The sequence below is a fragment of the Neobacillus sp. WH10 genome (assembly GCF_030123405.1).
Classification (GTDB): domain Bacteria; phylum Bacillota; class Bacilli; order Bacillales; family Cytobacillaceae; genus Neobacillus.
Window position 1 is genome coordinate 358,509 of record NZ_CP126110.1, and the last position, 12,929, is coordinate 371,437.

General features: G+C 37.8%; 12 protein-coding genes. 9 read left to right on the forward strand and 3 right to left on the reverse strand.

Annotated elements, in window-relative coordinates; genetic code table 11:
- The first annotated feature begins 227 nt into the window (after positions 1-227).
- The 3 genes from QNH20_RS01820 (at position 228) to QNH20_RS01830 (ending at position 2,767) form a co-directional block, all read left to right on the forward strand.
- A complete protein-coding gene (locus tag QNH20_RS01820) occupies positions 228-1,145 on the forward strand; it encodes a class I SAM-dependent methyltransferase (protein WP_283921247.1) in 918 nt (305 codons plus the stop codon).
- Between the two features lie 109 nt (positions 1,146-1,254).
- Positions 1,255-1,752: a sigma-70 family RNA polymerase sigma factor gene (locus QNH20_RS01825; protein WP_283921248.1), complete on the forward strand. Its 498-nt coding sequence runs from the start codon at positions 1,255-1,257 to the stop codon at positions 1,750-1,752.
- Positions 1,745-2,767 (forward strand): anti-sigma factor, encoded by a 1,023-nt coding sequence (locus QNH20_RS01830; RefSeq protein ID WP_283921249.1) that lies wholly within the window; start codon positions 1,745-1,747, stop codon positions 2,765-2,767. The genes QNH20_RS01825 and QNH20_RS01830 overlap by 8 nt, the downstream gene beginning before the upstream one ends.
- 826 nt (positions 2,768-3,593) lie before the next feature.
- Here the strand turns inward: QNH20_RS01830 and QNH20_RS01835 are convergent.
- The gene (locus tag QNH20_RS01835; protein ID WP_283921250.1) at positions 3,594-5,807 is read right to left on the reverse strand and encodes an MMPL family transporter; all 2,214 of its coding nucleotides are present in this window, start codon (positions 5,805-5,807) and stop codon (positions 3,594-3,596) included.
- A gap of 76 nt (positions 5,808-5,883) precedes the next feature.
- On the opposite strand from QNH20_RS01835, the gene QNH20_RS01840 reads away from it, so the two are divergent.
- Positions 5,884-6,045, forward strand: a complete 162-nt coding sequence (locus tag QNH20_RS01840; protein ID WP_283921251.1) for a hypothetical protein — start codon at positions 5,884-5,886, stop codon at positions 6,043-6,045.
- Between the two features lie 470 nt (positions 6,046-6,515).
- Positions 6,516-6,782, forward strand: a complete 267-nt coding sequence (locus tag QNH20_RS01845; protein ID WP_283921252.1) for a hypothetical protein — start codon at positions 6,516-6,518, stop codon at positions 6,780-6,782.
- 109 nt (positions 6,783-6,891) lie between these two features.
- Here QNH20_RS01845 and QNH20_RS01850 read toward each other — a convergent pair whose 3' ends face one another.
- On the reverse strand, positions 6,892-7,797 hold the full coding sequence (locus QNH20_RS01850) for a nuclease-related domain-containing protein (protein WP_283921253.1): 906 nt from the start codon (positions 7,795-7,797) through the stop codon (positions 6,892-6,894).
- A gap of 300 nt (positions 7,798-8,097) precedes the next feature.
- On the opposite strand from QNH20_RS01850, the gene QNH20_RS01855 reads away from it, so the two are divergent.
- From QNH20_RS01855 to QNH20_RS01870, 4 genes are all read left to right on the forward strand, one after another.
- Positions 8,098-8,928: an aminoglycoside adenylyltransferase domain-containing protein gene (locus QNH20_RS01855; RefSeq protein ID WP_283921254.1), complete on the forward strand. Its 831-nt coding sequence runs from the start codon at positions 8,098-8,100 to the stop codon at positions 8,926-8,928.
- Between the two features lie 423 nt (positions 8,929-9,351).
- Positions 9,352-9,681, forward strand: coding sequence for a PadR family transcriptional regulator (locus QNH20_RS01860; RefSeq protein WP_283921255.1), 330 nt, complete (start codon positions 9,352-9,354; stop codon positions 9,679-9,681).
- Positions 9,678-10,076 (forward strand): permease prefix domain 1-containing protein, encoded by a 399-nt coding sequence (locus QNH20_RS01865; RefSeq protein ID WP_283921256.1) that lies wholly within the window; start codon positions 9,678-9,680, stop codon positions 10,074-10,076. The genes QNH20_RS01860 and QNH20_RS01865 overlap by 4 nt, the downstream gene beginning before the upstream one ends.
- Before the next feature lie 16 nt (positions 10,077-10,092).
- Complete coding sequence (locus tag QNH20_RS01870; protein WP_283921257.1) at positions 10,093-10,731, forward strand: 2TM domain-containing protein; 639 nt, start codon at positions 10,093-10,095, stop codon at positions 10,729-10,731.
- A 367-nt stretch (positions 10,732-11,098) separates the two neighbouring features.
- Here QNH20_RS01870 and QNH20_RS01875 read toward each other — a convergent pair whose 3' ends face one another.
- The gene (locus QNH20_RS01875; RefSeq protein WP_283921258.1) at positions 11,099-12,925 is read right to left on the reverse strand and encodes an APC family permease; all 1,827 of its coding nucleotides are present in this window, start codon (positions 12,923-12,925) and stop codon (positions 11,099-11,101) included.
- Between the last annotated feature and the right edge of the window lie 4 nt (positions 12,926-12,929).

Consider the following 12,929-nt stretch of genomic DNA (forward strand, 5'->3'; position numbering starts at 1 on the left):
TAACCTGAGAGACTCTCTTATGTAAGTGTGAATTGCATGACAGCTTTGTCAATTCTGTTAACACAGGGTGTCAGGCACCTATATTTTATTACAAAAAAGTTTTTGTTGACTTATTTTTAATAATGTGCTATAATATTATTTTATTGAAAGTTTTTATATTCTATTATACAATAAACTCCTAGCAAATTTTTGCTGGGGGTTTTTTCTTTTTTAAAGGGGGAGTATTTTTGGAAGCTAAAAAGGAAAGTTTAACGGCGTTAGTAAGCTGCTTTGCCAGGGGATATCATGCATTGAACAGCAGTCAGCCCATTTTTAATGATCGAGTTGCTCATTCACTTTTACGGGATGAGGAAAAACAGTTAATCAGCACCAATTGGGCTAATGCCATTGCCTTTTTTGACGCGGAAAAGAGTGAATCGTTGAAGACTTTTGAAGAGAAATTAGAATGGGTGATGAACAACCAGACGATTCCTCAATTAGTCAGCCGGGCAAGATATGCAGAGGACGGCCTCATGTCTGCTATTGAACGCGGTGTAAGGCAATATGTCATTTTAGGCTCCGGTTTCGATACATTTGCCTTGAGACAAGAACAATTACCAGAAGATTTTATCATCTATGAAGTCGACCACCCCGCAACCCAAGCATTTAAACTTAAACGCCTTCAAGAAATGGGTTTTGAAATTCCTGCAAACGTAAAATTTGTACCCGTAGATTTTAAACATGATTCCTTACCTGATGAGCTGAAAAAAAGCGGCTTTAATAATAAACTGTTTTCTTTTTTTAGTTTGTTAGGTGTCGTAATGTACTTAGAAAAACAGGATTTCTTCAAACTTCTTACTGGCATTTCGGATATGTCTATAAACGGAAGCTCTTTCGTATTTGATTACCTCGACGATATGGCTTTTAATGATCTGCTCGCTTCAAAGAAACTTATTCAGATGCGGCAACTTACTGCCCATACAGGTGAACCGATGGTTACCAGCTTCGATCCCTTTGAACTTGACCAAGAGCTGCAAGATTGCAATATGCTGCTATATGAAAATCTTTCGCCAGCGAATATTGAAGAGTTGTACTTTACGGACAGAGAAGATGGTTTACACGCCTTTGACCATTTCCATTTTGCTCATTTAGTTGTTCATAAATAAATTCGAACACCGTTCAAATTCTCTGAACGGTGTTTTTTTATTTAAAAATTTCCAAAACTGCAACCTTTTGCTATCGTTATACGTGGTTAGGTTGAAAGGGGGAACGGCATTGGAGCTTGATCAAGCCTATCAAGAATATGTTAATGATTTATATCGCTATCTTTTTTCCCTTTCAAAGGATCATTTTATCGCTGAGGATTTGGTTCAGGAGGCTTTTTACCGGGCATACTTGCATCTTGAGGATTATGAAATCTCCAATATTCGAGCATGGTTATTTAAGGTAGCCTATAATGCCTTTATTGATTTTCAAAGAAAAAATAAACGCCTGGTTATTCAAGAGCAAATTGAAGAGTGGAGTTCCTCCTCAAAGGAAACTCCGGAAAAAAGGCTGCTGGAAAAAGAGAGCTTTCAGTTATTATTAAATGACATTCATTCGTTGAAAGAACAGGAAAGACATGTTTTGCTGCTATGTGATTTGCATCAGTTGACATATAATGAAGCTGCAGAAATTGTGGATATGAAATTAAATACGCTGAAAAGCCACTTACATAGGGGCCGGAGGAAGGTTATGGATAGAGTGAAGGAAAGGATGAAGGCAGATGAGTGATGAAAAGAACCATTTCGAGGAAGATTATCAAAAATATTTAAAGGAATCGCTAAACGAAGTGAACGAAATTCATCCATACTCAAAAGAAGGCCAAGCAGAGATTGTCACAATCGGTAAAAATATGGCACGAAAAACGAATATCATGATCAGTCTTGCCATTCTGTTATTGATTGTGCCTGTCATGACTCTGACTACTTATATGTACTATGCAATTGGGGGACGGGCAGATCATCTAATCGATGTCGTGACGAAAACGATTTATGTAACCGAGCCCAATATGAGCTTAGAAAAGTTGAATGTAGAAGATGATATTGGCTTTTTTTCAATGAATATCAAGTTTGATGTTTTTAAACGTATTGGGAAAGAAGATTATAGGGCGGGAAACTATAGTATAGATTTTTTGTTAAATCAACCTAGTTTTCCTAAGAAGAATATGTTGTTAGACCGCCCGCTGTCAGAGATCCCTAGCAAGGAAAGCGAGTTCATGGTACACCCTAAAGCAAGAATTCCTTTTATTGAAACGGATCAATGGGACATATTAAATAAGATTCCAGATGGTACCGTTGCCGAGGTATATGTCTCGCTAAACGAGTTAATGAAACCAGAGGATTTGAAAAATAGCTTGCCTAAAAATATGGAGCTTCGCTGGCTTGCGGTGGATACGGGAATGGAGGTCACCCAAGAAGACGCTGAAGGCGTACCGATTACACCTCTTGGCTACCCAGCCCAGTATGATTCAACTACCTGGTCCCCGTTCAAGACCGATACTGAATCCAATGAAGAAGTGTTTCTTGATATTTTATCATTGCTTGAGAAAAATGAATCAGTAGCTGAAAAAGTCGCTCGTGCTAAATCATTATCCTTAGAAAGCCGTCTTGCCTATATTAAGGAACACGGTATAAAGGTTTATGGTGCCGTTATCACCGGCCCGACGGAAGAATTGAGAAAACTGCAAAATGTAAAAGAAATTCGTGCGATGAAGGTGGGGGAAGTGAAACTATGGAACTGGGAGTAAACAAAAAAGGAGGGAACAGACACCTTCCAACAATATCAGGATTTTTGTCCTTTCTGATTGCGCTTATTTCACTAGCTGGTTTAAATGTTGCTCTTTTGATTAAAGAAAAGGTGTTTCCCGGAGTCTTTATCGTTCAGCTTCCGATTTTAGGCTTTTTCCTTGGGGTGATTGGGCTATTTACCCAGAGAAGATCCAGACTATATGCCATTTGGGGACTCTCTCTTTGCATCTTTCTTCTAATTTTTACCCTTTTAATGGTGGTATCCTCATTGAGTATTAATTATAAACCATAATATGAAGGCGGCCTGGTGCTGCCTTTTTTAAAATTAACAGTAAAGAATCTGCCAATATGGACATACTGTGTGTTAAAGCTGGTCCATTGAGGTGATGAAGTTGGGGAAAATCACAAGACTTTGTTGGGAAGGGCTTACCTTAAAACATGTCACCCACCCCAAAATTGTTGTACCATATTTACTATATGTTTTTACCGCTTTTTTGTTTGAATTGTTTTTGATGGTATTGTTTGGGGTTTCGTGTTTTCTTTTTTATCAATACGGACATAGTCCAGATTTAGTCTTTATTGTTAGTGGCGCAATTTTGATCTTAATTTTTATAATAACGGTTTTAATATTAAGAACAACCATATCAAGACACAAAAATGTTTTCTTGAATGGCTCCCATGAATCTAGTTTAAAGGTTCTTGATGACTAAAATTGGTAAGATAGAGAGGAATGGGATCTTAGAAAAGGTACAATGGTAAATTAAAGAAAGTTTTACTCGTCTGAAAGAGGAAAAAACGAACAGCGGCAGGCGCTGTTCGTTTTTTTTATCCATTAAATGTATGTGCAGCCGACTGTGATTTTCCTTTTTTCTTAACTAATATCAAAATGGAAGGTAACAGCATGCCGCGCACTAAAAACGTATCCATTAAGACGCCTAGAGCCATTATCATCCCGAATAAGAAGAGCTCTTGTAATGGCTGTGTTATTAACACTGCGAAGGTTGCGGCGAGAATGATTCCGGCTGATGAAATTACGCCGCCGGTCAAGGCTACACCACTGCCGACTGCTTCTTTCCATGAAAACTTTTGTGCTTCTTCTTTAATTCGTGACACCAGCATGATGTTGTAATCCACCCCGAGCGCAACCATGAATACAAATGTGTAGACCGGCAATCGGTAACTGATGGAATCATAACCCATGATATTGTGGAAAATAATCCAGCCGAATCCTAGGGTTGCCACATATGACAATAGGATTGTGGCCATCATAAGCAACGGCATAAGTATGGAGCGAGTTTGCAACGCTAACATGATCGTAATTAACACTGTAACTAGTGAAAATAAAATGACCATATCTCGTTGATTCATCGCACGAATATCCAATTGTTCTGCTGTTTGACCAGCATATTGTAAATGGTAGCTGTTTGAAGAAAAGCCGCTTTTGCTAAGAATGTTTCCTTCTTGATCGCGAAGCTTTTGTACGGTTTTAAGCGCACCAGTATCATACGGATTATCTTTTAAAACTAATTGCATCTTGAAAGTTTTTTTATCCTCTCCAATAAATCCGCGTGGAAGCTTTTCAGGGGCTTTAATCATTTCTTCTGTAAGGCCTTGGCTGATTGAATCGACCCCATCAATATTTTTCAAATGGTCCTCAAGTGATTTAACGTTTGTTAAAAACTTCTCATCTAAAGCAATTTGCTCATCCGATGTTAAAATAACTGTAACTGGAGCTAATTGCCCTGCAGGATAGTGTTTTTCCAGTAATTCAAAGCCCTGACGTGAAGAAAGATCCTCCGGGAACGACTTCATAATGTTAAAGGAATATTGAATCGAAGTCGTATTGAGGGCACCTGCAAGCAAGGTAATTAAAAGAATCCCAGCTATAACCGCAGGATGTTTCATAACCTGCTTGCTAACCTTAGTCCAAAATCCAGCTTTCTCTTTCGGCTTTTCATCAGCCTTCGGAATAAATGGCCAAAAGGCTTTTCGTCCCATTAAGGCAAAAATACTAGGTATTAACGTTAATCCGGCAATAAGAATAAAGACAACTGCTACTGAAAAAACAGGAGCAAAATGGTTATAAGGCATAAATACGGTTGTAAATAGGGTTAACACAGATAAAAGGACTGTACCCCCGCTGAACAAAATTGGCTCTGATACATGGTGGATTGCTTCCCCCATGGCACTGTATTTAGATGAGAAGTTTTTTAATTCCTCACGATAGCGGGAGAAAATAAACAAACTATAATCCGTTAACACGGCAAACAATAGAACAAGCATAATCGATATTGCTGAACTATCGAGGACAAACCAATCATTTTTACCTCCCAGTCCTAATACTCGGTCAACGACTTGGTATACAATTGCCGCAATGACTAATGGAATAACAGCTAATAATGGAGAACGGTAAATGACTAATAGTAAAACAAATATCAATACAATCGTAGCTAACATTAATACAAAGTCAGCATTTTGAAAAATAGAAATGGTATCAGATGAAATACCCGCAGGTCCTGTAATTTCAGCCTGCAATGTTCCTAATTTCAATTGTTTTAGTTTATCGTTCATTACCTTTATTGTTGCATTGGCATCATGAGAATCTGAGCCCTCTTTTAAAGTAAAATTGAGAAGCAATGTTGTCCCGTCTTTTGAAAACATTTGATCCTGCACCGGTTTAGGAAACTGGTGAAATGGAAGCGCGCTTTCTACATATTTTGGTTTTTCCTCAGAACTAAGCCACTGGCTGACCTCGGTTATCTTCTCACGGTCATTATCAGTTAATTTATCATCACGGTGAAAAACAAGTAATCCTGTCAAGCCTTCTTTAGAGGGAAACTGCTCTTTTATTACTTGATTAGCGATGGCGGAAGGTGTATCGTTTTTCACGCTTCCTTCTTTGCTGCTTACTGAATAATCTTTTGAGGAAGGTGCAAAAACACTTAATACAATGACAGCTGCAATCCAAAGAAGAAAGACCAATTTGGCTCCGCGTTTACTACTCGAAAAATTGACTAACCTTTGTAATGGATTAAACATCTTTTTCAACCCCTTATCAACATTTGCCTTAATCTTATGAGCCGATTGTGAATGGAGTATGAATAGAAGGTTAAAAATGGATTATTTGGAAGATGCGAAGGCGAAATCAAATGAGATTCGAAGGGGATGTGGTCTTGTCGTTTTTCAGCATTACGAAGAGAAGGTTTTAGGGTGGAGAAGAGTGAGTACATTTTCTAAAAGGCGATTAGGGACAAAACTCCGTAAGAAAGCAGGATAACTGTCTTTCATAAAGCAAATGAAGTCCAAATCTATATAGGTAAATGGAAGAAAAGTCCTTCATAAAGCCGGTGAAGACCAAATCTCCGGAGGAAAGAGAAAGAAAAGTGCTTCATAAAGCCGATGAAGACCAAATCTCCGGAGGAAAGAGAAAGAAAAGTGCTTCATAAAGCCGATGAAGACCAAATCTCCGGAGGAAAGAGAAAGAAAAGTGCTTCATAAAGCCGATGAAGACCAAATCTCCGGAGGAAAGAGAAAGAAAAGTGCTTCATAAAGCCGATGAAGACCAAATCCCCGGAGGAAAGAGAAAGAAAAGTGCTTCATAAAGCCGATGAAGACCAAATCTCCGGAGGAAAGAGAAAGAAAAGTGCTTCATAAAGCCGATGAAGACCAAATCCCCGGAGGAAAGAGAAAGAAAAGTCCTTCATAAGGCCGATGAAGACCAAATCTCCGGAGGAAAGAGAAAGAAAAGTGCTGCATAAAGCCGATGAAGACCAAATCTCCGGAGGAAAGAGAAAAAAGTCCTGCATAAAGCCGATGAAGACCAAATCTCAGAAGGAGAGAGAAAGAAAAGTCCTTCATAAGGCCGATGAAGACCAAATCTCCGGAGGAAAGAGAAAAAAGTCCTGCATAAAGCCGATGAAGACCAAATCTCCGGAGGAAAGAGAAAGAAAAGTCCTTCATAAAGCCGGTGAAGACCAAATCTCAGAAGGAGAGAGAAAGAAAAGTCCTTCATAAGGCCGATGAAGACCAAATCTCCGGAGGAAAGAGAAAGAAAAGTCCTTCATAAGGCCGATGAAGACCAAATCTCCGTAGGAAAGAGAAAGAAAAGTCCTTCATTTGTTTTTCATTCATAAAAAGTCCATTGATGAACTCCAACCTTTTTAAAATTCCTTTCCAAAACCCTTCTAATCGTTCTTTTAAACTCCACCACTCGACACCAATCATAAATATCATTCGTAGTAATTTTTCGACCAGGAAAAAGAAGCTGGTATTCCTTCACACTCCGCAAAACGGCAGATGTAACCAACTCTTCGTGCCCACAATCAGTGCACACACATTTCTTTCCACTGACAGAGATCGAAAACGAGTTACATGCAGCACAAGTAATTCCTTTTTGCAGCTGTTCATAATCATATGCAGGTAAGATTGTATAAGGAGATTCTCCTATATGAAGGGATATTAATTTGTCAGCCAGCATTTTGTGCTTTCCATTTAGTTTTGATGGTGTCGTATCTAATTTTTTTAAATAGCTATTTACCTGTGTTGGGAAAATAATCGGCTTGTTCAGGGGTGCTTGGTAAAGTGTGAACTCGGGATTGATAAAAACTACCTGGGACTCAATGGGGAACTTTACCCCGAGATTCTGGAGTAACTGGCGGAGCAGGGATTCGCTTCGATTCAATTGGTGCAGTGGATTAGTATACTCAGTTTTGGGTTTTTTGTATAATCTCTCTGACTCGTAAAAATAATCACCTTCATAGTTTTTCACTTCGTAAAAATAAATCGTTTCTGAAACAATAATCAGCGAGTCGATTTGGAAAGTGGTATTGTTTGCCTTGAGCAGTAAATCGTTTAATATCATACATTCACATGAAAGCTTCTCGGTCAACGAATCAAACATTACCTCACCTTCATAGCCTTTTTTAAGGCTAAAATAGTGATGCTTGTCCTTCTCAGACAAGGTCGTTCGTGTGTTTAAGGATTTCAAAATGATTAATTCGGTGGATTCAGTACGAGGTTTATACAGCATATGCCACGTCCTTTCTTAATTTCCAAAACTTCAAGTTCATCTTATAAAAAAATACAGCCGAGGTTGTCCTAAAGGAATGAATATTTTGTTAACTTTTTTATGAATCTGTATCAGGATCCAAAAATTTAGGGTCCAGTCCCCGTTGCATAATAGACCCCATTTTAAAAATTGGTTACTTTTTACATATTTTTAGTTAAGATTTATATAAAGTGAAAATAAGAATCAGCTACACTTAACTGGACAATAAAATTAGGCCAAGTAGACTAACCACCAAATTTGTTATGGGCAGGTGCTGAACGAATGGATACAAAAATCCCAATGCCAATTCATAATATTCTCAGTCATTATATTGCTGTTTTTCATGAGAGGATCCCCAATACTCTTGAGGGACTTTATATACACGGATCAATCGCTCTTGATGCCTATATTCATGAATCTAGTGATATTGATTTCGTTGCGATCATTAACCGTCAATTGACCGAACCAGAGGTAAAAACTTTGTCCAAACTCCATCAAGAACTAGCTGTGAAGTACAAAAAGACTGGTATGGATGGATGCTATCTATTGTTGGAAGACATGGGAAAAGCAGATCTCCACAAACGTTTATATACAATCGATGGCAAGGTGGATTGGAGTGATCAGGTTACAAATCCAATTACGTGGTGGATTCTAAAAAACAAGGGAATTACCATCATTGGCCAAGAGATACCTTCCTTCGATTTTGAGATTGATGATCGTATTCTGGTTGACTATTGTTTAGACAATATGAATACATATTGGTTAAAAAGGATGAAAAAAAATGAAAAGTATAAAAAAATTGCATTTCTATTCCCTAAAAAAATGGTGGATTGGGAAATACAATGGTCAGTTTCAGGGATGTTGCGACAATTCTATACAATCAAAGAACATAAAGTAATTTCAAAAGTAGGGGCCTGTGAATATGCAATAAACCATATGCCCAAAAAATGGCATGGACTCATAAATGAAGCGATCAGTATTCGAAAAGGGTTAAATGTCCGTTACTGTAATTCTAAGAAACAACGTGCCATTGACACTCTAGAATTTATGCATTATATACTTGATAACTGTAATGCAAATGCCCCTCGAGAATCTGAAAGAAAAGATAACTGATCCGGGAAGCCTACACATCAGCCAAAATAGAAAATGAAAAATAAAAATCGTAAATTATAACCGACCTTGCTTCTGATTCAAACAATTTTCAAAAAGAGTCAGCCTAACAATAACGCTTAATAACAACAGAAATAACAGATGTTAAAGACCAGTTAGCTTCAATTTAGAAAATCTATAAGAAGTGAAATATTGATCAAACACCCCTATTTAGAGGTGTTTTTTTGTGAAAAAAAGGGATGTGTGCCTGTCTATTCAATGCGGTGCTTCCTACCAGTTTTTCAATGAATATCCCCGATCTATATTCACTGAAATTTTCAAACAGCAACTAAAAAATTTTTTTGCATATTACTTTGACAGATAGAGTAATTTCAAGTAAGATTACTCTATCAGATAGAATAGTGAATGAAACAAGGAAGTGAAAACATGCTTAGAAGCGATCTTATTCGCGGTCATTTGGATTCGATTATCTTACGCTTGATTTTTGAACAAGACAGGTATGGCTATGAAATATCGAAGGAAATTAGCTTACGTACAGACAATCGATTCCAGATAAAAGAGGCAACACTATATGCTGTATTTCAGCGACTTGAGAAAAAGGAACTAATTGAATCGTACATGGGAAGTGTTTCTCAAGGTGGGAAAAGGAAGTATTACAGGATCACCACGCTCGGAAAGGCATATTTAAAAGAAATGATTGATGAATGGATAGAAACCAAGGAAGTAATCGATTTATTTATGGAGGGATTAAAGTGAAAAAGTTAAAAAATCATGTGGACGATCTATTTAAAGATGTACCGGAAAGTGAGCAAAAGAAGGCCGTTAAGCAGGAAGTTTTGGAAAACCTTGAAGAAAAAGTGTGGGATTTAATGGAACAAGGTAAGGAAGAGGAAGATGCAATTAATAAAGCAATCGTAGATTTTGGGGATATTGAAGATTTAAAAAAGGAGCTGGGTGTAAAGAAGCCAGCGAAAAAAAACATGAAGAAATTAAATTTAGGGTTTTCCATCTGGGGCAGCCTGCTCATAATTGCTCTGTTTATTTTCATTAATTTTTCATATTCACCAAAGACAATCTGGTTTGTGTATCCAACATTTGCGGTATTATGGTGGCCATTAACGATGTATTTTACTTGGTTGCGTTCAAAGTAAGGAGGGAAAGAGACCAATGAAAAAATTTGATTTAGGTTTTGCGGTAGCCGGATGTGTAATGAGTATTGTCTTTTTTATGCTTGTAAATTTTTTAACCAGTCCCCAATATCCTTGGTTTATTTATCCTTCTTTTGTTCTTTTGTTCTGGCCGATCGGGTTGTACTGTGTAAAGTATGGGAAACACAAACAACTTTCCCTTATTTATAGTGCACTTATCATAGCATTTTTGACTGCTGAAAATTATATTAATTCACCGCAATACCCATGGTCTATATATGCTATATATCCAATTTTCTGGTGGCCAATCCTTGTTCATTTAGAAAAGCGTGCAAGAACAATGACCGTTGCACTGGCAGGAAGTATAAGCATCATTTTATACTATTCCATTCTTAATGTTCTCTTATCACCAGCATATCCCTGGGCGATCTATCCGGCGTTTGTAGTATTGTGGTGGCCGCTTGTCATTTATCATACAAAGAAAAAGACATTTTTTGAATTCTCCATCCATGCGAGCTTGCTTATCAGTGTCTTTTTTATCTGCGTGAATATAATTTCTACACCAAATACCATCTGGGCAGTTTACCCGATTTTCTGTGTACTATGGTGGCCGCTTAGTATGTATTATTTCGTATTTAAAAGGAAATTAACAAAGTGATTTTATAAAAAAGAAATGAATGTGAGGAGTTGGTGGAAAATCCGGAAAAGCAGCTATATAAGAATTAAATCAGCATCACCAAGTTCCACTCTGATCTTTCCAGGTAAATCATCGCTTCTTGGCTAGAAAAGGCAGACTGTGGTGAAGCTTTTCCGGTCAAGAAGGTCGATATGAACTTCTTTGAAAAAGACCTGGAAAAGCTAGAGAAGGATTTAAACGATCAAATCAATTTAACTTTGTAAAAAACATTATAAAAAAAAGCTAATGTAACACTTTATAAAAATGTTACGTTAGCTTTTTTTAAATTCAATTACGAATAAAATCTTTTTACGAACCCACCAACAGACTTTCAGATAAACATTTGATGCTACTTTTTCAAATGATAAGGGACCGTCGTAATGATGACATTTCTCCGATATAGGAGGGATGCACGTATCAGTAAGCTTGATTGGTTATGGAGAATATTGTGCCAGCCTTTCTTTGGAATAAATTGTGGGATGATCACCGTGACTTGGTAATTTGATTCACTCGCTTTATGTTCAACCGTGTCGACAAATTTGATCAATGGTTGAATGATACTTCGATAATGAGAGTGAAGTGTTACAAGCCGTACATCCGGCTGCCATTTATTCCATTTCTCTTCAAACTTTTTTTCATCCTCCCTTTCAAACGAGACGTAAACAGCAATAATCTGGTCAGGTGAAAGAGATTTAGCATAATTGATTGAGTTTTCTACCACGTGCGTTATACCAGCAACAGGTACAACGATTACATTCCCTTCAATCGGGACAGCAGGCTCACAAGTGGTGATCCGTAGTTGGTCGCCTACTGCATCATAATGCTTTCTTATTCGATGAAAGATAAAAATGATAATTGGTAAGAAAATTAACACAGGCCAAACCTGAGTAAATTTGGTTATAAAGAGCACGATGGTAACAGTAAAACTAATCAATGCCCCGGTTGTGTTAATAACTAGCTTTATTAACCAGCCGCTAGGTTTTTCACGAAGCCATTTCAGCATCATTCCTGTTTGCGACAGCGTAAAAGGAATGAAAACACCAACTGCATAAAGCGGGATTAAATGTTCTGTTTTTCCTTTAAAAGCTATAATCAAAATGATCGAGGAAACTCCTAGGATGATAATTCCATTGGAGTATCCTAATCGGTCACCTCTAATGGTAAACATTCTTGGGATAAATTTATCCTTTGCTAAATTCACAGCCAGTAATGGGAAAGCCGAATACCCTGTATTGGCAGCAAGGACTAAAATCAGTGCCGTTGTCCCTTGGATAAAGTAATACATTAAATTCCGTCCAAAGGTGTCCTCTGCAATTTGTGAGACGACCGTCACCTTAGCACTAGGCGCAATCCCATAATAATAGGCTAAAAATACGATGCCAGAAAAAAGTAAAGCAAGTAAAGCCCCCATGGCCATCAACGTTTTGGCTGCGTTTTTCGGAGCTGGGTCCTTAAAGTTTGGAATGGCATTGGATATGGCCTCGACACCTGTAAGTGCGGAACTGCCAGATGCAAAGGCTTTTAAGAGAATAAAGAGACTTATTCCTGCTACAGGTGTACCAAGAGGAGCATGTAAATCAGGTGAAACCTTACCCGTTAAGACATTGAATAGCCCGACTCCAATTAATATAAATAAGGCAAACACAAATAAATAAACAGGGTAGGCTAAAATCGAGGCAGACTCCGTTAACCCTCTTAAGTTCAAAATTGTAATAAGCAGGACGAAAAAAATCGCAATGGCTACATTATATGCATGTAAGGCTGGAAAAGCAGATGTAATGGCATCGGTACCAGCAGATACACTTACTGCGACCGTTAAAATATAGTCAACTAATAATGATCCTCCTGCTACTAGACCTGGGTTAATACCTAAATTTTCCTTTGAAACCACATACGCTCCTCCACCATGTGGATAGGCGAAGATAATCTGGCGATAGGATAGAATTAAAGCAGCTAGCAGGATTAAGACTCCAATAGCAATTGGAATGGAGTACCAAAAGGCTACGGAACCCAATGTAACAAGGACAATTAATATTTGTTCCGGACCATAGGCAACGGAAGATAATGCATCCGAAGAAAGGATCGCTAATGCTTTTGTTTTAGAAAGTTTCTGTTCCCCTAAAGCCGCTGATTTTAAAGGACGCCCAATTAATAACCTCTTTATAGAAGTAATCAAAGCT

Excerpts from the sequence above, each read along its gene's own strand:
- QNH20_RS01830 (WP_283921249.1), top strand. The coding sequence starts at position 1,745 with ATGAGTGATGAAAAGAACCATTTCGAGGAAGATTATCAAAAATATTTA.
- QNH20_RS01835 (WP_283921250.1), bottom strand. The coding sequence starts at position 5,807 with ATGTTTAATCCATTACAAAGGTTAGTCAATTTTTCGAGTAGTAAACGC.
- QNH20_RS01840 (WP_283921251.1), top strand. The coding sequence starts at position 5,884 with ATGGATTATTTGGAAGATGCGAAGGCGAAATCAAATGAGATTCGAAGG.
- QNH20_RS01850 (WP_283921253.1), bottom strand. The coding sequence starts at position 7,797 with ATGCTGTATAAACCTCGTACTGAATCCACCGAATTAATCATTTTGAAA.
- QNH20_RS01855 (WP_283921254.1), top strand. The coding sequence starts at position 8,098 with ATGGATACAAAAATCCCAATGCCAATTCATAATATTCTCAGTCATTAT.
- QNH20_RS01860 (WP_283921255.1), top strand. The coding sequence starts at position 9,352 with ATGCTTAGAAGCGATCTTATTCGCGGTCATTTGGATTCGATTATCTTA.
- QNH20_RS01870 (WP_283921257.1), top strand. The coding sequence starts at position 10,093 with ATGAAAAAATTTGATTTAGGTTTTGCGGTAGCCGGATGTGTAATGAGT.